Here is a 20,429-nt window from a genome sequence, read left to right on the forward strand (position 1 = left end):
ATTTATTCTAGTTAATTCCTAGATACTGGAATTCCTGATCGATTTCTGCTGCTGCATTATCTAATTCTTCTTCTACATCTCCACCACTAACAAAGTTGTCAACAGCAGTAGTAAATGCATCAGTAATTACTGGATAAGCAGGAGTAACAGGTCTGGGAACTGCAATAGTTTCCAGCTGCTCAACAAATAGATTCAGGTCTCCACCTTCTTTATATGGTTCAGATAAGGCAACTGCAGAAGACCTAGAGGGTACTGCACCATTAGCATCTGTCATCTGCACAATGTTTTCTGGCTGCAGTACAAATTCTAAGAACTTCCAGGCTGCTTCTGGATTTTCAGAGTTATTTGTAATACTCCAGGCCCAGGAGCCCATACCTGTTGCCTGTCTTTCAAACTTAGGTGCAGGTAATAATACTAAATCCTCACCTAAAGCCTCTGTATAAGGATTATAGTTCCAGTGTCCGGTCCAGGATAAAGCTGCTACTTCATTGATGAATTCAGTATCTCCTGGAGGATTTGGATTTGCATAACCATCTTCGAATAGTGATTTGAACCATTCACCGGCTTCAATTGCTGCTTCACCATTTAAAGTTCCTTCAGCCTGATTGGCCTCACGATCAATTAGATCAGCACCAAAGGCCTGGAAAAATGGAGAAAAACCATAGGTATACCATTCACCTACATCAAACATTTTAAAATCAAGTGCATATTCTACTTCTTCTAGCGCCTGTAAATCTTCTACAATCTGCATGAACTCATCATAGGTCCAGGCATCTTCTACAGATGTTGGAATTCTTGCTCCAACTGCTTCTAGATACTTTCTATTTCCCCAAAAAGAAAGACCAGAGTCAAAAGCACCAAGTGCATAAACATGATCATTATAAGTTCCCTGAGACATAATTGAAGGTAAGAAATCCTCTTTCATCTCTTCACTCATATAACCTTCTAGCGGATGTAAATATCCTGACCAGGCATAGTTGGCAACATAAGGTCCATCAAGGTCTAACACATCTGGCAGATCATTAGCAACTGCTGCTGCCTGAACCTGCTCATTGTAACTACCTTCTGGAAGCTCAACTAAATTGACATAAACTTCATCCTGCATTTCATTAAATCTTTCAACCTGATCCTGAGTCACTGCTCTTTCAGCACCTCTACCCGAATGGTACCAGACTTCAATTTCTGTCTGAGCCATTACACCTGCAGATACCATTAAAACTAAAACAAGTGTTAAAACTAAAACTAATTTTCTTCTCATTATTGTGGGCTATTTAGCCCATCCCCCCTTTAATTTTATAAATACTAATACCACACCAGAAACAAACTCCTGCCTTTTAAAATTCACCTCCCCTAAATAACCTGCTAATACTTAACGAACATGTTTATATTTTAAATATTGGCAATATTAAATCTTTATATAAGCTTATATTTTAATATAAGCTTAAGCACTTCTCAGATTAAAACAATTTTTTTACTGTTTCTCTTTCCACTATTTCAAAATCTGCTTCATAAAATGATTCATTTTCTTTTTCATTTCTGATTTTATTGAGCAGTAATTCTACGGATTTTTCTCCAAGTTTGCTGTGGTCAATCCTCACTGTAGATAATTTTGGTCTGACAACAGTTGCAAGTTCGATGTCATCAAAACCGATAATTGAAATATCTTCAGGGACTTTAAGCCCCTTATCCAGACAGCAGTCTAGAACACCAATTGCCATCCTATCTGAAGCTGCAAAAACTGCTGTTGGAAGTTCCTCATTCTCAGCTATTAGTTTTTCCATCGCCTGATATCCACTTTTTATTGTAAAATTACCCTCTGCAACAAATTTAGAATTAGATGTGATACCTGAATCCTTTAAAGCTTCAAAATAACCATTATATCTATCCTGACCAGCTGATTTATCATATAAAGGACCGTGTACTAATGCAATTTGACTATGATTATTGTCGATTAAATATCTTACTGCCTGATAGGCAGCCTGAAAATTATCTATATCAACATAGGGCAAACCTGAGCCCGGAAATTTCTGAGAAACAATGACTGTCGGCACCTTATACCTATCAAAATATTCTTTATGCTTTTTTGTGAATTTAACTCCGGAAAATAAAATTCCATCCAGCTGCTGTTCTTTAAATATATGTAGTTCTTTTAACTCTCTCTCGATCTCACCTTTTGAATTTGAAACAATTAAGTTCATAGAATTTTTTTCAATAACACTTTCTATCCCTTTAACCAGCTCAGCAAAAGTACCATTTTCCATATCAGGAGTAATCAAACCAATCAGGCCTGATTCATTTTTCTTTAAACCTCGGGCCATCGCATTCGGCTTGTATCCTGTTTCCTCTATAACTTTAAGTATTTTTTCTTTTGTTTCTGGAGCAACCGGCTTGCTGTCATTAATCACTCTGGATACAGAAGCAATTGAAACTCCAGCTTTTTTTGCAACATCTTTAATTGTAACTCCCATAATCAGCACCTCCATATCTTTGAAATGTAAACGGGTAAACGTTTACATTCATCTTAAAAAAATTGCTTTTCCCACCACAAGTAAGTTAATAAGTGACCTTTTTTGTAGAATCAAAAGCAAGGGTAAACCTTTACATTTTTCTTTATCTAAACTTAGTATAATATTTTGAAAATTCTTTGTCAAGTAAATTTCTGAAATTTTGGTCAATTAAATTAAACCTGGATTATTTTTTGGTGTAAAGTATTTTTTCTCCAGGCCCTGTAACTTCAGCAACTCTTGTCTGATTGGAATTAAATCTATCTCTAAAAAATTTAGTCATATCATAATTATCAGCAAAATGAATAGGCACAAAAAGAGCCGGCTTTATTTCATCAATAAAGTATTTTCCAGCCAGATAAAAATGTTCTTCCAATCTTGGGTCAACCGGGACAAAGGCAATATCAATCTGTTTTCCTTTGAGCTTGTCGACTTCTCTTTTATATTCTCTCTCTTCTCTTTTTTGAACTTTCTCACTAAATTTCTTCCACTTCCACCAGTTTAAATCTCCAGCATGAAAAATTACCAGATCATCAAGCTCAACTAAAAAAGAAACCCCTTTATCTGTACTGCCATAACTTGAAATATTTATTTGATCAAGCTTAAGTTCTTTATCTTTTTCCATTAAGTAAAGATTATCCTTGTTTTCCAGTTCTGATTCCTCTTCTACCTCAGCTGCCAGTATATAATTAATCTGATCACAATACTGCTCCCATTCAAAAATAACCTGATTAAAGTGATCATGATGACTGTGAGAAACAAAAATATAAGCCTCATTTATATTTTTAAAACTATCTTTTCTGATAATTCCTTTTTCTAAAGAACTGGCCAGTGCTTTTTCCTGCTGCGGCTGATCCTTATAGTAATCAAAGACAAACAATTTATCTTCTACCCTAACTGCTGTTCCGCTGTGAAATAAATGGTATACTTCTGTCTGCATATTATCAACTCCTGAAACTAAGGCTAACAGAGAAATCAATTTTTTTCAAGTATTGAAATTACAATCAGCTTTTTCTCTCCTACTTTTAGCACTTCCAGCTGTTGAAAATTAATTGAACAGTTATTTCAAGTCAATAATTTCCATCTGTTTGCTCAGCAGGTCAATGTGCAGCAGCTCATCTTTTAGATATTCATCAAATCGAAGCAGGTATTTTAAAGCCTCCACCACTTGAATCGAAGCCGTTACAGTGACAGCAGGAGAAAATACTGCCGGAGTTTCATTTTTAGCAGAACCGGCAAAGACATCTTTTAAGCGCAGTTTGCTCTCTGGAAGCACCAGCATAATCTGAGCAAAAAATTCTTCAATACCTGCATGAATAAAAGGCAGCTCATTTTCTAAAGCCAGCTGATCTAAAATAAAGCGGGACTCAAAATTGTCCATCCCATCAAAAATAATATCAATTTCAGCTGGGATTTCAGTTGCCATAGTTATTTTTTCATTCCTTGCAATAATTTCAGTTTCTAAATTGAAATTTTCTAAAAAATCAGATGCTGCCTCCACCTTAAGCCGACCAAGATCATCTTTTCCGTAACAGAGCTGGCGATTCAAGTTAGAAATCTCCACCCTATCATAGTCATAAAGATAGATTTTATCGATTCCAATCCGCTGCAGCTGCAGAGCCTGATTGGTGCCTAGACCGCCAGTTCCAGCAATCATCACCTTTAATTTTTCCAGCTTCTGCTGCTGTTTTTCAGAAAATAACTTCTGCTGTCTTTTTAAATATTCTCTCATAATCAACCTCCTGCAGATGGCGGGAATAGAGTTACCGTGTCCTGATTAGTAACCGGAGTATCTAGCTTATCTAAGTGAAGAACGTTTTTACCGTTGACCAGAATAATTGCACCAGGGGAAATACTACGGTCCTCATCCAGCAGTTTTTTAGTAAAATAGCCATCAAAATCCTGATCTAATTTTTTAATCAGTTCAGCTATTGTGATTTCCTTTTCCAGCTCATATTCAGTTCCTGGACTTTTCAAATTAATTCTAAATAAAGAATAAAACTTAACTTTTAATGCCAAGCTAACCACCCCTTATATTAAAATTCCATCCAGCTCCCGGCAGAGAACTGGATGGATTTACAAGGCTAAATTTATCATTTAGACCCTAATTTATCTTTAAAAGTTTATTATTTAATCTTCATGTCTTTTAGTTTCTGGTCACTGATCCAGCCATCTTCCTGCCAGCCTCTAATCTCATAATACTCAGGTAAGATTTCTCTATACTTAGTACTGATACCTTTTTGAGGTCCGTCAGGTAGAGGCTCGTCAAAACGAGCTGGCAGCTTATCTTCTTCAGGTAAAATACCCGCTTCTAAGTTAAACTGACGCTCCAAGTTATAAATCCGTTCACCGGTTTCAAGAAGAGACTCGGATGTATAATCAAACTGAGTCCCAGCATTAACTATTTCTCTGTAGTCATCAAGACCTAAAGCAAAGGAAGTAAAGAGACACATTCCTATAGAATCAATAACTGCTGTTAAGTCCTGGAAAATCATAACCCATTTTGGCTTACCTTCTAATTCCTGGGGATCAAGTTTTTCGGGAACTCCTAAAACCTCAGGTGAAATCATATAACCTCTAACATGACAGCCACCACGGTTGGAAGTAACATAGTTAAGACCATGTCCCTGCACCCCGCGTGGATCGTAAGCAGGAAGTTCCTGTTTTTTAACACTCATTGAAAGTTCTGGATGTCCCTTAGAATCCGCCAGGCGGTATGAACCTTCAGCCAGCTGATCGCCAAAACCTTCCCGGTAGGCCATCTTCTGAGTATAATAAATTATTGATTCAGAAGAACCAAATTTTAATTCCGGACCATTTTCAAGTTCATCTTTATCTATATAGCCTTTTTCATATAATTCCATGGCACAGGCAATAGTTGCACCAGCAGTAATTGTGTCTAGACCAAGCTCATTACAGATAAAATTGGCTTCTGAGATAGCATTTAAGTCATTAACTCCACAGTCTGCACCATAAGCCCAGCCAGTTTCATATTCCGGACCCTCTCCAATGCGGCCATTAGGAAGTTTTGTTTTTCTGGCACAGCGAATCGGACAGCCATAACAGCCGGTATTTGACTCAAGATAACCCTTTTCTACCAGTGCTTCTCCAGAAACCTCATCTACATCATCAAAAGTTGCAAACTGGAAGTTTTTGGTTGGATAAGAACCATGGGAGTTGATTATATTATCCAGCACTTTAGTACCTAGGGCAGGTAAACCTTCCCCTGTTACTCCATCTTCTTTCAGCATCTTTGTCTGCTTTCTAACTACCTTAAGCATCTCATCCTTATAATATTCAACCTGTTTTTCATCTGCCTTAACCACAATCGCTTTTAAATTTTTAGAACCCATTACTGCTCCGACTCCAGTTCTACCTGCAGCCCTGTCCTTATCATTCATAATAGAAGCAAATTTAACTAAATTTTCTCCTGCAGGCCCAATACAGCTTACTCTGGCATCTTTGGCACCAACAGCATCTACCAGATAATCTGTGGTCTCATAAACAGTTTTGCCCCAGATATCAGAAGCATCTTTGAGTTCAACTTCTTCACCCTTAATTGAAAGATATAGTGGACGCTCTGCCTTACCTTCAAAAATAATAATATCATTTCCACTAAATCTCAGCTCAGCGCCAAAAAAGCCACCTGAATTACTGCTGGCAATAGTCCCTGTAAGAGGCCCTTTGGTAACAACCATGTAGCGGCCGCCGGTAGAAGCTGCTGTTCCAGTTAAAAGTCCAGTCGCATAAATCAGCTTGTTCTCAGGACTCAATGGATCAACTTTTGGATCAATTTCATCATAAAGAATCTTTGATGCCAGGCCTCTACCACCAAGATAGTCCTTAACCATTTCACCAGCAATTTTCTCTCGCTTGATTTCTTCATTTGTTAAATCTACTCTTAAAACTTGATACTCATAAATTTTTCCCATAATCAATTATACCTCCTTTAAAATTACTCTTCTTTCCAAGCACGGGAGGCTGAGTCATTTCTTCCTCAACCCAGCGGTCTGATCCCCTTAGACATTTCCTTAGGCAAAAAGACTCGAAGGTATATTATCAATATTAAATATAAATAGCCAAATTCCTGCTTAATTTTTAGAAAATTATTTATTTTTTGATTAAAGTTTCATCACTTAGGGACACTGGATAACTCCTCTGGCCCAGAGACAGTCTCCACAAACAGGGAATTCATTGCCATGACAGTCTTCTTCATTTTCTTTTGACATTTCACAGCCAGAACACTGAGTACATTCTGAAAAAGGAAATTCTTTAACTTTTTTGCGAAAATCCTTAAACTCTTTCCGATTCCAAATTTGAGTTAGTGATTCTTCTTCAATATTTCCAAGTGAATATTGTTTGATATGTTTTTTACGATCTCTAATAAATAGATCATAACTGTGCATTAGAGCAATACAGGGGCTGATTTCCCCCTCCCAATTAACCGCAATTGAACCATCTTCTACGAATTTACAGTAGCCGCGATGGGGATTAAATGGAATCTGGGTTGTGCTGATCGAACTTGATTTTCCTCCCACTGCAGCCAGATCGCGAATAATGTCTTCCCTGAGGTCAGTTGGCGGCAGGTAAATTTCTGGTCTGTGTTCGGTCCGAATTTCGGGCTGAGAGCGGCTGATAGAAAATGAATAAAGAATTTCAGCTGACATATCCTCTGTGTAAGGCAGCAGATTGGTCAGGAAAATAAATGAAGCTCCCACTTTAAAGGCCAGCCGGCGCAAATCCTTAAGCTCATCAACATTAGACTTCATTATTACATATTCAATACCGATTTCACATTCTTTTTTCTTTTTATCCCTGAGCCTGCGAAAATTCTGCACATTGTCGATTACAGTCTGCAAATCAGCTCCAGAGCGAATATCAGCCATGGTTTCAGGTGAAGTCCCATCCACTGAAACTACCAGGCTGTCCAGGCCAGCTTCCAGCAGAGCATCAGCTTTTTGCTGATCTAAGAGCAGTCCATTTGTAATAATTTGAGTTTTCACTCCCAGTTTAGAAGCAAGATTTAGCATCTCAGCAATTTGAGGATGAAAAAGCGGTTCTCCAATTCCCCAGAATGAAACTCTCTCCAAACCTTTAAATTTTTTTAGCTCATTGACCAGTTTTTTATAATCCTGCATCTCCATAAATCCCATTTCCTCTTCCCAGGAGTGGCGTACACAGGTTTTGCAGTTTAAATTACAGTCACTGGTAGGCTCAATATAAACCTTTGTCAATCGGGGATCAGCTCTTTCAATATAAATTCCCTGCTGATTAAATTTGATTTTAACTTCTGTATCTGACTTAAGTCCCAGCCTCGTTTTGACTTCTGCTGGCAGCTCAAGCTTTCCATCATTTAATTTCAGTTCCAGTTCCTCCGGCAGGTCTTCGTTAATCCCATCACTGCGCCAGAACTGGGGGTTGTTGATTAAAAACTGCATAACTGTTATTCTCCTTCCCACTAATATTAACTTTACACTAAAACTAAAATATAATTAACTCCTATTTAAGCAATTTCTTCTTTTAAAAAATTATTTGATTATTTTTAATTATTAGTTAATTACATTTTATCTTTTTTGTCAATCTTTTTCAACAAACTATTTTTATAGATATAAAAAATCCCCTTTCTAGATAGAACAAATTTTTATTTGCTCTGTCTACCAGAAGGGGATCATATCAAATCACAATATTATTTAAATTTATTATAATGAACTTTATTCTCATCGTATCTATCAATAATTTCTTTTTCCTCAGCAGGATAACCAAAGGGAATTATAGAAAAAGGAATCAAATTTTCAGGCAGTTTCAGTAATTTTTTCAATCCATTAACTCTTTCCTGAACTGGATAGACTCCCAGCCAGACTGCACCAAGATTATTTGCAGTAGCTTCAAGCAAAATGTTTTGAGTAGCAGCTGAACAATCTTGAACCCAAAAATCTTCATATTTCTCAAGCTCTTTATTACCACAAACTAAGATAACTTTAGATGCATCTTTTACCATCTTTGAATATGGGTGAATCTCAGGTATTTTTTCAATAATTTCTTCTTCATCAATCAGAATAAATTCCCAGGTCTGTGCATTACCAGCAGATGGAGCTGCCATACCAGCCTTAAGCACTTTCTTTATAATACTATCGGATACTTCTTTGTCAGTATACTTTCTGATACTTCTTCTTTCAAATATAGTTTTCATAAAAAACACTCCCTTTAATTTTTTAAATTTAAAAGATATTTAATTTCTTTTATTTTACTTTTCTCCCCCTTGAACTCTGGAGAATCTCAAACCACTGCTCTCTTGATATTTCAACAGCTAATGAACTCACACCTTCTTCAATTCTATTAATTTTTCCACTTCCAACTATTGGAATTATATTAGCAGGATGCTTTAAAATCCAGGCATACATCAGCTGGGCAATTGATTCTGCATTGGTCTCTTCTTTTATTTTAACTAAAGTTTTTCTAACACGAGCTTCTCTTTCCTGATTAGAACTAAATACTCTTCCACCAGCAAGTGGGGACCAGGCCATTGGCGATATATCTTTTTCTAAACATTTATCCAGACTGCCGTTTTCAAAATTTTCTAAAGCCATCACAGAAACTTCAATTTGATTTGTAACTAAGGGGAAATCAAGGCTTGAACTCAACATTTCAAACTGTGCTGGCTCAAAATTGGAGACTCCAAAATTTAAAACCTTTCCCTGTTTTTTTAATGACTTAAAGGCTTCAGCTACCTGATCTGGATCCATCAGAGGATCTGGTCGGTGAATTAATAGTAAATCTAAATAGTCAGTCTTGAGATTTTCTAAAGAATTTTCTACAGAAGAAATTATGTGTTCTTTACTTGTATCATAATATTTTATTTTATGTTCGGGCCTATTTTTTGATATTAATTTGATTCCGCATTTTGTTATCAGCTGAATATCTTTTCTTGTTTCAGGTTTTAGGGCTAGTGCCTCTCCAAAAAGCTTTTCACAGCTGTAATCTCCATAAATATCAGCATGATCAAATGTTGTAATACCTAAGTCAATGATATTTTCAATAAAATTTAATCTCTCTTTTTTAGAAAACCCCCACTCAGATAACCTCATCTGACCGTGAACAATTCTTGAAAGCTCTAAATCATCAGTTAATTTAATTTTTTGCATTTTAAGCTCCTCCATTTTCAAATATTTTTTGCTAATTTAATTAATATTATCTTCTATTAAAAATGCAGGAATTTGGTGAAGTCTCCCAGCATTTATTGCATGATACACATTTTGGCCTATATTTTCTATCTTCTAACCACCTATTTATTAAATCAGGCTCAGCTAAAAGAGGTCTTCCTAAAGAAAAATATTTTATTTTTGTATGATTTAAAATCTCTTCCATTAGTTCTGGAGTTCTGTTTCCACCCATTAAAATCACTGGAGCTTTAACTATCTCTGCTATTTCAGCCGTTGGGTCTCTAAAATATGACTCTTTATCTTTTGAATTTAATTTAGTTTTAGCTGGTGCAAGACCTTTACCAGAACTTTCATTAACAGCACTAACTTCAAAGGCATCTACACCAAGTTGATCTAATCTTTTAAACACAGTCTTTGCTTCTTTAAAACTCAGACCTTCTCCTTGATCCATAAAATCATCAAAGTTTAATTTAATTAAAACAGGAAAATCTTTACCCACCTGAACTCTTATTTCTTGATAAACTTCATATATAATTCTGGCTCGATTTTCGATACTTCCTCCATACTCATCTTTTCGTCTATTATAATATGGGGTCAAAAATTGGCTTAAAAGATATCCATGAGCCCCATGAATTTCTACAGCATCAAAACCTGATTTTTTTGCTCTTAAAGCTGCTGCAGCAAAGGCCTTTGACAAATTGCTAATATCAGTTTTTGTCATTTTTTTAGGAGTTATCCCGGTCACTCTATTTTCCACTGCAGAAGGACCCCAAATTTCTTTGCTTTCAACTTCTTCAGCATAAGTTTGTGAACCTCCATAAGCTATCTGCAGGGCAATCTTAGAATTATTTTCATGAACAATATCAGTGAGCTTTTTATATTCATTGATAAAGCTATCGTCATAAATCCCCAGCATTCCTGGGTTAGCTTTTCCAGATTCCATGATATATGCATAACCTGTAAAAATCATTCCGACTCCACCCTCTGCAAGAGCCTGATAAGTTTTATAAATATCATCTGTTATATGCCCATCCTGATCTGCCATCTCCATCCAGACTGATGCTCTAATTAAACGATTCTTAAGTTTAATATCATTTAAATTACTTTGATCAAATAATTTATTCATTTATAATCTTCCCTTCAAACAATTTTATTTGTTATTGTAAAATAATTTTTATAATAACAAATTTATTTTACAAGTAATTATTCAGATTGTCAAACTTTTATTAGAATAAAATATAATTTTATTTTAAAAAATTATTGCCCGCGAATCATAAATAAGTTATACTTATCCCGTTAAAAAATATTCTAAAAACTACTAAAAGGGTGATAAATTTGATAAAAGTAATTGCAAAATGTGAGATTAAGAAAGGTGCTTTAGAGGATTTTAAAGAAACAGCAGCTGAGTTAGTCAAAGAGACCAGGAAAGAAAGTGGTAATATTTCTTACTCCCTCTATCAGGATATAAATAAATCGAATGTTATTAGTTTTATTGAAGAGTGGGAGAGCGAAAAAGATTTAGAACTACATATGGAAACTGAACACTTTAAAAGAATCGTACCCAAATTAGACAAATTGCAGACCTCAGAATCAAAGGTAAATGTTTATAAACAAATATTATAATTATTAAAAGCTGTGTAAGTATTAAAAAAATACCTACACAGCTTTAATCTATTCTTTATCTAATAAAATTCATTAATTTCTTTCTCTCCACCTCAGGTGCTTCAACTTCACCTTCGGCATTTTTCATAACTTCCAGCAGGTAAGCCATATTCTTACCTAAGATCCTCATAATCTGTTTTCCTTCTTCATCCTTTTCTGCCTCACCTGGGGTCATACCGTGAATTACACTCCAGTAATTAGAAGTTGGCAGCATCATTTCTGAGTAATTGAGATAATTGCTCAGCTGATTAAAAGTTGGCATCCCACCTGATCTTCTAACTGCAACAACAGGGGCACCTACCTTATGTCTGAGCATCATGCCGTTAACACTTGTTACATAAAATGCTCTATCTAAAAAAGACTTCATTGTTCCTGCAATTGCTGAATAATGAACAGGTGAGCCAATAATAATTCCATCTGCCTCTTTCATCTTCTGAATCCAGCCATTTACCTCATCGTCAATAATGCATTTTTCATCCTGATTTTTAACACACTTATTACAGCCGAGACAGCCTCTAATTTCTTTATTTCCAACCTGGATAATTTCTGTTTCAATATCCTTATTTTCAAGTTCTTTGGCCACCATTTTAATTGCATGATATGTATTCCCCTCACTGTGGGGGCTACCGTTAAAAGCTACTACTTTCATATTATCCAACCTTTCTCAAATTAATTTGTTATTATAAAATAGATTTGTCAATGTAAAAATATTGTATCTAAATAAGCTGTTTATGTCAAATTAATTTTTAGGATAGTAGATCTGATAAATCAGAAGCTTCTTTTATCAGGCTATCTTTAATTTCCATTAACTTTTTTTCTGAAACTCTACTTGTCGGAGTACTAATACCGATTGCTGCTATTACTTTTCCGGAGCTGTCTTTAAGTGGTGCAGCTACACAATTCAGTCCAATTTCTGACTCTTCTTTATCTAAAGCAAATCCCTGCTTTTCAATTTTTTTAAGTTCTTTTTTTAACTTTTCAGGCTCGGTTATAGTATTTTCAGTATATTCTTCTAATTTATTATCTAATAATTGATCTGCTTCCTTTTCTTCCAAATAAGCCAGTAATAATTTACCGGTAGCACTAGAATGAAGTTCATCTTTACTTCCCATCTGACAGGTCATCCTCAAATTGTGTTTAGATTCTACCTTATCGATATACAGCACCTTGTCAGCCGATAGGACCCCCAGCTGAACAGTCTCGTCAAATTCTTTAGCTAACTTTTCCAAAAAAGGTCTGGCAAGATCTGTAAAAGACATCTTTCCCTCATACTTTTTTCCAAGTTCAAACAGTTTTTCCCCCAAAGAATATTTATGATTATTTATATTTTGACTTATATAACCTGCTTTTTCTAAAGTTGCAATAATACTGTGTAAGGTACTCATATTTATTTCGAGATCATTACTAATCTCTGTTAATCTTACTTCATTTTCATTATCGCCAATATAATCTAAAATTTTAGTTGCTCTCAAAACCGATTTAATTACTCTTTTACCCATAACAATAATCTCCTTTCCAAATTATCTTTCTAAAATATATTATATTAGTTTGAACAGGAAATTTCAATAATTTATTTGATATTATAAAATTAGTTTGCGAAAATAAAGAAATATTATTTTTGAGAAAGCAATTAAAATTAAAGCTCTAATTGATAAATCGAATCCATAAATTCTCTTTTAAATTTAGCAGGAGTTTCTTCTAATTCTGCTGCCTTTTCTCCGGCCAGAGAATAATAGTAAACTGCTGTTTTAGCTGCTTCGAATAAAGATAGATTAACATCTCTGGCTGCTGCAGCAAATACTCCTAAAGTTGATCCCAGCATACAGCCTGTACCCACAACTTTGCTCATTAGAGAATGACCTCTTTTAATTTCTGCAAGCCTAGCACCATCAGTAATTAAATCAACTTTGGAGCTGACAACCACAACTGCTCCCAATTTAGAAGCCAATTTTTTAGCATTTTTACTAATTTCATCATATTCTCCTATAGACTCTACCCCTTTTAACACAGCTTTCTGATCGGCTAAAAATGAAATTTCTCCTTGATTACCTTTTATTATAGACAGGTCAATATCAGAAATTATTTTTTTAGCAGCCTCAGTTCTAAATTCTGTCGCTCCAACTCCAACAGGATCTAAAATTACAGGTATACCAAGCTGATTGGCCTTTTTTCCTGCTCGTAGCATTGAATCCAGTTGAGCAGTCGAAATAGTTCCCAGATTTAAAACCAGAACTGAAGCTGATTCTACCATCTGGGCTGACTCCTCTGGGGCAGGGGCCATCACCGGCAGAGCGCCCCAGTTAAGCGTTATATTGGCACAGTCATTAACAGTTACATTATTAGTTATGTGGTGAATCAGTGGTTTGTGAGTTTTAATTACCTTTTTTAATTCTTTGAATTCAGAAGTGAATCTTTTTTGATTTTCATCAATTTCTACTGACATTTTTTGACCTCCTTTTGCTTTTAGCAGCTCGAATAATTTTCTTGAATTCGGCTGTTTCAGCAGCTATTTTTTTTGCTTTTGTAATCGCAGTAATCACTGAAATTGTGTCTGCTCCCTTTTCAATTACCTGAGCAGAATTATTTTGATTCAGACCCCCGATAGCAATTATAGGCAGATCTGTCTGACTTCTAATTTCTTCAAGCTTTCTTATACCAATTCCATTCTTTTTAGAATTCAGTTTTTTGGAAGCTGTTTTAAAAATTGCTCCTACTCCAAGATAGTCAGCACCATCTCTTTTGGCCTGAGCAATCTCCTCATCCTGCCAGGCAGTAAGGCCAATAATCTTATCAGGACCTAAAATCTTCCGGGCAGATCGCAGAGGCAGGTCGCTCTGCCCCAAATGAACCCCATCTGCATTAAGGGCCAGCGCCAGATCTACCCGATCATTGATGATAAAATCAATTTTATATTTTTGACAGATTTTTTTAATTCTTTTTCCAAGCTGGAATTTTTCTCTTAAAGACAACTTTTTTTCCCGCAGCTGTATTACATCAACACCTGCTCTGGCAGCCTCAGTTACAACTTCTAAAGTTTTTCTGCCACCTGAAAGGCTTTCTTCAGTGATTAAGTATAAGTCCCAGTTTAGCATTTTTTACCTCCAAATATCTTTTTCGACTAGATAAACTTAAGAGAACTGCTGATTTTACTATCCTGCTGCTTTTTTTGTAGCTGCCAGAGATGATTAACCGGACTATTACCCTTCCCTACAAAAAAATGGTTTTTGATGGCCCCTGTGATAAATTTTTTCGCTTTTTCGACCGCTTTTTCCAGCCTCATTCCTTGAGCTAAATTAGATGCAATTGCTGCTGAAAGAGTGCACCCTGTTCCATGAGTATTATTTGTAGGAATATGTTCTGCTTCAAATTCTGTGAACTGATTACCGTCATAAAGCAGATCAACTGCTTTTTCTTCTGACAGATTTTTATCAGTATGCCCTCCTTTGATCAAGACCCAGCTGCTGCCATAAGTTATTAGTTTTTCTGCCAGAATTCGTGAATCAATACTTTTCTCGACTTCTACACCTGCCAATATTTTGGCTTCATATAAGTTAGGTGTTATGATTTCTGCCAGCGGAAAAAGTTTTTCTTTGTATGTTTCAACTGCCTCTTCAGTTAGTAACAGATCACCACTTGTAGCTACCATTACAGGATCAACAACCAAATTTAGCATAGAATATTCTTCAATTTTTGCAGCTACTTCAGTAATAATTTGACTATTAGCCAGCATACCTGTTTTTAAAGCAGAAAATTCTATGTCTCTTAAAACTGAATCCAGCTGAGATCTTACTGCCTGAACAGTAAGAGTTTTTACTCCCTGTACTCCCATCGTATTTTGTGCTGTTACTGCTGTTATTACTGACGCTCCATAAACCTGATGAACAGTCATTGTTTTTAAATCAGCCTGGATACCTGCTCCACCACCGGAGTCAGAACCAGCTATTGTTAAGACCTTCTTCAATATAATCAGCTCCTTAAATATTTTTATCTAAAACACTCCGATAACCCCAAAGGCTTTCTGCTGGACTGCTATAAATTAATTATTTATAATTAAATTGATATTTGTAAATTAATTCAACTGATCAATAAAGTTAACCACTTCCGTATTTTCTACTGCCTTTAAAAAAAGAGCAGCAATTACAGCTCCAGCTGCTGAGCTTAAAACAAAGGGAATAACAAAGAAAAATATGGCTGTTGCACTTCCCATTAAAAAACGCGCAATAGGATAAGCAGCTATTGCTCCTAATAATCCAGTTCCAATTATCTCTCCAGCCAGAGCCCAGTTTTTAGATTTGAATTTATGATAAAGTATTCCAGCCATTAAGGCTCCAATCATACTGCCGGGAAAAGCAAGTAATGATCCGGTACCCAGCATATTTCTAAAAAGAGAAATGACAAAGGCATTCCAAACAGCATAGACTGGCCCGAGTAGGACAGCTGATAAAATATTTATTAAGTGTTGCACCGGAAAAGCTTTTGCCACTCCAACTGGAATATAAATTAAATGTCCTGTTATAGTTCCAAGAGCAATTAACAGTGCTGAAAAAGTAATTTTTTTATTATCCATTTTCATCATCCCCTCAATTTTATTTCTAATATCTCTATTTTTAACTAATCATTACCTTAAACATCTTTAATTATTTTTATTAATTTAGCTTTTCCTCCACAACCTTCATTGCACAAAACGAGCCACACATTGTACAGGCATTTTCTTCTTTTAAATTTTCATTATGAGCTGCTCTTGATTCTCTTAATTTTTCTGGCACCAGTGATAATTCAATCTGCTTTTCCCAATCTAATTTTTTTCTGGCAGCAGCCATTTTATTATCTCTCTCTTTTGCCCCTTTAACTCCTTTTGCAATATCTGCAGCATGAGCAGCAATTTTACTTGCTATTACCCCTTCTTTTACATCTTCTATATCAGGCAAACCAATATGTTCAGCTGGAGTTACATAACAGAGGAAATCTGCTCCTGCTGCAGCAGCAGCAGTTCCACCAATGGCTGCTGTAATATGGTCATAACCAGCAGCAATATCTGTAACTAGAGGTCCCAACACATAAAACGGAGCTTCTTTACAGAGTTCTTTCTGCAGTTTTATATTTGTCTCAATCTGATCATATGGAACATGTCCAGGACCTTCTACCATTACCTGGACTTCAGTCTCTCTCGCTCTATCTACAAGCTCTCCTAAAACCAACAGCTCATGGATTTGCGCTCTATCTGTAGCATCAGCTAGTGAACCAGGTCTTAAAGCATCACCAAGGCTAAGAGTTACATCATTTTTATAACAAATTTTCAGCAGACGATCATAATATTCATAAAGCGGATTTTCCTGCTGATTATGCAGCATCCAGGCTGCCATAAATGAACCTCCACGGCTTACAATATCGGTTATTCTGCCTTCAGTTTCTAAATGGCTTAAAGTTTCTAAAGTTAAACCACAGTGGACTGTAATGAAATCTACTCCCTCCTCAACCTGATTTTTAATTACTCCAAATAACTTGTCAACTTCCATTTCAATTATTCCCCGTCCTGACTTAACTGTTTCTACAGCTGCCTGGTAAATAGGGACTGTTCCTACTGGTACTTCAGCCTTTTTTAGTATTGCTGTTCTAGTTTCTTTTATCTTATCTCCTGTAGAAAGATCCATAACCGCATCTGCACCAGCTTCAACTGCCACCTTTAATTTTCTTAATTCATTTTCAATAGAATCATAATCCTCTGAAGTACCAAAGTTAGCATTTACCTTAGTTTTTAAACCTCTACCAAATGCTTTTGCTTTCAAATTTTTATGATTAATATTTGTCGGTATGACTATAGTTCCCTCAGCAATTCCCTTTCGAATAAATTCTGCAGCTACTCCCTCCTCAGCTGCTGCTGTTTTCATTTCTTCACTTATTTCACCATTAATTGCCTTTGTCATTTGGGTCATTTTACTCAGCTCCTTTTAATTTTAGATTATTTAATAGAAATCAGTTTTAAAACCATAAAACAAAAAAACACAGCTCCTAAATAAGGAAACTGTGTTTAAAAAATAAAGTAATCATATTACTCATTACTCCACACAACTCCCTTCGCTGGTATTATCCAGATCAGGTTCTAAGGGTTAAAACATCTGCTTTATCTCAGCCCAAAGGCTCCCCTGTTATATTTATTAAATTGCACTGAGCCTTCTTTTATTAACGCATAGTTGGCTCAGCATTAGGACATCGAGTCCGTCATACTAGCTTTTTTAACTTTTTTCCAGTGCTTTCATTATAATTAACAGCACTATATAAGTAATTATAGTAGTTGGAATCAAAAAACTTGCATTATAAATAGTAGAATAGGCCCAAACATTTTGACCTTCCGGAGCATAACTACCAAAGAAAATTACCCCTGACAAAATATGAACTATCAATCTTAAAAGAGAAGCAATCAAAACTGCCCAAAACATTCTTAGCGGCTGAATTATCTCATTTTTCCTAATTTTAAACACACCTGCTGCACCTAGAACCATATAAGGCAGTGGATAATCCATGATTAACTGAACTGGATGTATTATATAAGCTCCAAACATCAGCTGAAGTAATCCATATGCCAGACCACTAAACATTCCTGCTCCCATTCCCCAGCGAAAAGCAATTACTAAAATTGGCAGCATTTCTAGACTAATTGAACCACCCTGCGGCATCCGCCAGAGCTTAAGAAAATTTAAAACAACTGCCAGAGCAACAGCCACTCCAATTTCAGCCAGCATTCTTGTTGAAAATTTATTTTGCATAATAAAAACCCTCCTGATTTGTGAGGAACAAACCGGAGGGTTTAAAGTCTTTTTATTTTACCTACGCCTGCATTACCAGGATCAGGTCAGTGGGTCGATGATTTCTCATCCTCTCAGCCTCCAGTTTGGCTCCCCGTTCTTTAATTTTTAAATATAGTCATTTAGAGATCTCTATCTAGATGTATTATACAATAGAAATTTAAATTAATCAAATAAATCAAGTCTAAAATCCCCAAAACAGCCTAACAAGCATTGGCACAACTGCCGCCAGCAAAAGCTGCAGCGGTGCTCCAACAACTATAAAATCTTTGAATTTAAAACCACCTGAACTGTAAACCATCAGGTTAGTCTGATAACCAACCGGACTTGCAAAAGCGGCACTGGCAGCGAAAGTAGTAATTAAAACAAAAGCAAAAGGATTAACAGTAAGCTGCTGGGCAGTGCCAATCGCAACCGGCAGCATCAAAAGGGCACTGGCATTGTTGCCGACTATATTTGCCATTATTGAAGTTACAAGATAAATAATCATCGCAATTGCAATTGGTGGCAAAATTTCTGAGAGGTTCATAATTTTGGCAGCCAAATAAGAAGCCGTACCAGATTTTTCGATTGCCATTCCCATTGGAATTAAGCCAGAAAGCAAAAAGTAGACTTCCCAGTCAATAGAGCTGAAAAAATCACTCTTATTGATAACTCCACTCAAAACCATTAAAAAAGCTCCACTTAAAGCGGCAATTGCCACCGGCAAAATATTTAAGGCAACTGATAAAATAAAAAAGGCAAGAATCCCTGCCGAAATATACATTTTCTTGCGGTCAAATAAGTTTGGATCATATTCATGATCAATAATAAAGTTATTATTTTTACTTAACCGATCTAAAGTTTTTTCAGTTGCTAAAAGCAAAATTAAATCCCCAGGTTGAAAACGATAGTCTCTCATTTTTTGGTGTGTTATTTCTTCACCACGGCGCAGAGCCAGCACATTACAGTCATAGCGCTCCAGAAAATTAATTTCATCTAATGTTTTATTAACCAGAAATGAATGAGCAGGAACAACAACTTCAATTAAACTCTCCCCCTGCAGCGGCTGTTCAATTGAATTGTCATCAATAACCATTTCGGGCAGAGTTTTCATTCCCTTGCTTTTAACCAGCTCAAGCAGGGTTTCTTCTCTGGCTCTAATTATCAGGTGGTCACCAACTCGAACTGTTTTAGCATTTAACGGCTCCATAAACTGCTTGCCATTACGGATAATCCTGATAATATCATAATCGAGCTCTTTCCCTTCAGCAATTTCATTAAAACTCTTACCGACAAAACTACATTCTTCTCCAACTAAAACTTCGCTTAAATAATTTTTCATCTCATATTCATCAGTCAAATCTTCTTCTACCTCAAGTCGGGCAGGAATAAGCTTATAACCAATTGTCAGCAAGTAAAAAATACCAATAAATAATACAATAAGTCCCAGACCTGTAAACTCAAACATTGAAAATGGGTGACCTAAAATTCTATCCGAAACCTGACTTGCCAGTAGGTTGGTCGAAGTACCGATTAAAGTAACAGTACCTCCTAACATTGCCGTATAGGAAAGTGGTATCAGGAGTTTAGAAGGTGAAACCTGAGTTTTCCTTCCCAATTCCCTAACCATTGGAATCAGAGCTGCAACTACAGGGGTATTATTGATAATTCCAGAAGTAGAGCCTGTTAGAGCTGAAATCAAAGCTATCTGTCGGCGTGGATTTTTACCAGTTAGATGCGATATTTTGTCACCTAAAAGCTGTACAGCTCCACTGCGCTGGATTCCTGCACTGAAAACAAACATCGCCATAACAGTAATTGTAGCTGAGTTCCCAAAACCTGATAGAGCTTCTTCAGCTGTCATTTTAGAAAGATCTCCAAAAACAGCAAGAGCAATTGGGACTAGAACTGCCAGCAGACTAATCGGCATTGGTTCCCAAATAAATAAGATCAGCAGCATTACTATCAATGAAATTATGAATACTATACTGCTGTTAAGCTGATTTTGGTCATTTAAATTTGTAATCTCTTTACTCGTAGCTATCTCTTGAGCTTTTACGTTTGCTGTTAAGTTTAAAGAAAAAAACAGCAGAAATACTAATATAATAATCATCACTTTAAGTTTATTATTTTTTAGAGACATCTAATCACCTCTTCTAATAAAAATTGACTCTATTTTTTAAACCTTTATATTTAATTTTAACAAATTTTAATTGATATTTCTAGTATTTAGAAATTGCTGCAGCAATTTAATTTTAAAATTGTCCCTTTTAAATTAGAGCGAATAAATAAAAGTTAATTTTTTCTGCTTTTCATTG

20 protein-coding genes and 2 riboswitches are annotated in these 20,429 nt (G+C 35.8%); of the genes, 1 reads left to right on the forward strand and 19 read right to left on the reverse strand.

The features are described from left to right. Positions 1 to 7: 7 nt before the first annotated feature. From ACZ446_RS10600 to ACZ446_RS10645, 10 genes are all read right to left on the reverse strand, one after another. Positions 8 to 1,258 carry an ABC transporter substrate-binding protein gene (locus tag ACZ446_RS10600; protein WP_464392527.1) on the reverse strand — a complete coding sequence of 417 codons (1,251 nt, stop codon included), beginning with the start codon at positions 1,256 to 1,258 and terminating at the stop codon, positions 8 to 10. A 199-nt stretch (positions 1,259 to 1,457) separates the two neighbouring features. Next, complete coding sequence (locus tag ACZ446_RS10605; protein WP_464392528.1) at positions 1,458 to 2,468, reverse strand: LacI family DNA-binding transcriptional regulator; 1,011 nt, start codon at positions 2,466 to 2,468, stop codon at positions 1,458 to 1,460. Positions 2,469 to 2,691: 223 nt separating this feature from the next. Continuing rightward, positions 2,692 to 3,444: an MBL fold metallo-hydrolase gene (locus tag ACZ446_RS10610; RefSeq protein ID WP_464392529.1), complete on the reverse strand. Its 753-nt coding sequence runs from the start codon at positions 3,442 to 3,444 to the stop codon at positions 2,692 to 2,694. A 120-nt stretch (positions 3,445 to 3,564) separates the two neighbouring features. After that, positions 3,565 to 4,236, reverse strand: a complete 672-nt coding sequence (locus ACZ446_RS10615) for a HesA/MoeB/ThiF family protein (RefSeq protein WP_464392530.1) — start codon at positions 4,234 to 4,236, stop codon at positions 3,565 to 3,567. A gap of 2 nt (positions 4,237 to 4,238) precedes the next feature. Continuing rightward, entirely contained in the window at positions 4,239 to 4,523 is a 285-nt protein-coding gene (locus tag ACZ446_RS10620; RefSeq protein WP_464392531.1) for a MoaD family protein, read from the reverse strand. A 107-nt stretch (positions 4,524 to 4,630) separates the two neighbouring features. Beyond that, entirely contained in the window at positions 4,631 to 6,436 is a 1,806-nt protein-coding gene (locus ACZ446_RS10625; protein WP_464392532.1) for an aldehyde ferredoxin oxidoreductase family protein, read from the reverse strand. Positions 6,437 to 6,448: 12 nt separating this feature from the next. Continuing rightward, positions 6,449 to 6,567: riboswitch (molybdenum cofactor riboswitch) on the reverse strand. 73 nt (positions 6,568 to 6,640) lie between these two features. Next, positions 6,641 to 7,942, reverse strand: coding sequence for a radical SAM protein (locus tag ACZ446_RS10630; protein WP_464392533.1), 1,302 nt, complete (start codon positions 7,940 to 7,942; stop codon positions 6,641 to 6,643). Between the two features lie 248 nt (positions 7,943 to 8,190). Further along, a complete protein-coding gene (locus tag ACZ446_RS10635) occupies positions 8,191 to 8,694 on the reverse strand; it encodes a nitroreductase family protein (protein WP_464392534.1) in 504 nt (167 codons plus the stop codon). A gap of 49 nt (positions 8,695 to 8,743) precedes the next feature. After that, the gene (locus ACZ446_RS10640) at positions 8,744 to 9,646 is read right to left on the reverse strand and encodes an aldo/keto reductase (RefSeq protein WP_464392535.1); all 903 of its coding nucleotides are present in this window, start codon (positions 9,644 to 9,646) and stop codon (positions 8,744 to 8,746) included. A gap of 46 nt (positions 9,647 to 9,692) precedes the next feature. Beyond that, positions 9,693 to 10,790 (reverse strand): NADH:flavin oxidoreductase, encoded by a 1,098-nt coding sequence (locus ACZ446_RS10645; RefSeq protein WP_464392536.1) that lies wholly within the window; start codon positions 10,788 to 10,790, stop codon positions 9,693 to 9,695. 209 nt (positions 10,791 to 10,999) lie between these two features. Between ACZ446_RS10645 and ACZ446_RS10650 the strand changes: the two genes are divergently transcribed. Beyond that, positions 11,000 to 11,287, forward strand: coding sequence for a putative quinol monooxygenase (locus ACZ446_RS10650; protein WP_464392537.1), 288 nt, complete (start codon positions 11,000 to 11,002; stop codon positions 11,285 to 11,287). A gap of 55 nt (positions 11,288 to 11,342) precedes the next feature. Here ACZ446_RS10650 and ACZ446_RS10655 read toward each other — a convergent pair whose 3' ends face one another. The 9 genes from ACZ446_RS10655 to ACZ446_RS10695 all read right to left on the reverse strand — a co-directional run bounded on the left by ACZ446_RS10655 (position 11,343) and on the right by ACZ446_RS10695 (position 20,254). Further along, positions 11,343 to 11,975, reverse strand: coding sequence for a flavodoxin family protein (locus ACZ446_RS10655; RefSeq protein WP_464392538.1), 633 nt, complete (start codon positions 11,973 to 11,975; stop codon positions 11,343 to 11,345). A gap of 97 nt (positions 11,976 to 12,072) precedes the next feature. Further along, a complete protein-coding gene (locus tag ACZ446_RS10660; protein WP_464392539.1) occupies positions 12,073 to 12,825 on the reverse strand; it encodes an IclR family transcriptional regulator in 753 nt (250 codons plus the stop codon). A gap of 137 nt (positions 12,826 to 12,962) precedes the next feature. Then, positions 12,963 to 13,769, reverse strand: coding sequence for a hydroxyethylthiazole kinase (gene thiM, locus ACZ446_RS10665; RefSeq protein WP_464392540.1), 807 nt, complete (start codon positions 13,767 to 13,769; stop codon positions 12,963 to 12,965). Continuing rightward, on the reverse strand, positions 13,753 to 14,418 hold the full coding sequence (gene thiE, locus ACZ446_RS10670; protein WP_464392541.1) for a thiamine phosphate synthase: 666 nt from the start codon (positions 14,416 to 14,418) through the stop codon (positions 13,753 to 13,755). The genes thiM and thiE overlap by 17 nt, the downstream gene beginning before the upstream one ends. A gap of 26 nt (positions 14,419 to 14,444) precedes the next feature. Next, a complete protein-coding gene (thiD, locus tag ACZ446_RS10675; RefSeq protein WP_464392542.1) occupies positions 14,445 to 15,287 on the reverse strand; it encodes a bifunctional hydroxymethylpyrimidine kinase/phosphomethylpyrimidine kinase in 843 nt (280 codons plus the stop codon). 108 nt (positions 15,288 to 15,395) lie between these two features. Further along, positions 15,396 to 15,893, reverse strand: coding sequence for an energy coupling factor transporter S component ThiW (gene thiW / locus ACZ446_RS10680; RefSeq protein WP_464392543.1), 498 nt, complete (start codon positions 15,891 to 15,893; stop codon positions 15,396 to 15,398). Positions 15,894 to 15,972: 79 nt separating this feature from the next. Further along, the gene (thiC, locus tag ACZ446_RS10685; RefSeq protein ID WP_464392544.1) at positions 15,973 to 17,259 is read right to left on the reverse strand and encodes a phosphomethylpyrimidine synthase ThiC; all 1,287 of its coding nucleotides are present in this window, start codon (positions 17,257 to 17,259) and stop codon (positions 15,973 to 15,975) included. Between the two features lie 120 nt (positions 17,260 to 17,379). Further along, positions 17,380 to 17,481, reverse strand: a riboswitch (TPP riboswitch). Between the two features lie 78 nt (positions 17,482 to 17,559). Continuing rightward, on the reverse strand, positions 17,560 to 18,090 hold the full coding sequence (thiT, locus tag ACZ446_RS10690) for an energy-coupled thiamine transporter ThiT (protein ID WP_464392545.1): 531 nt from the start codon (positions 18,088 to 18,090) through the stop codon (positions 17,560 to 17,562). Positions 18,091 to 18,313: 223 nt separating this feature from the next. After that, entirely contained in the window at positions 18,314 to 20,254 is a 1,941-nt protein-coding gene (locus ACZ446_RS10695) for an SLC13 family permease (protein ID WP_464392546.1), read from the reverse strand. Positions 20,255 to 20,429 lie beyond the last annotated feature (175 nt).

The sequence above is a fragment of the Halanaerobium sehlinense genome (assembly GCF_055379485.1).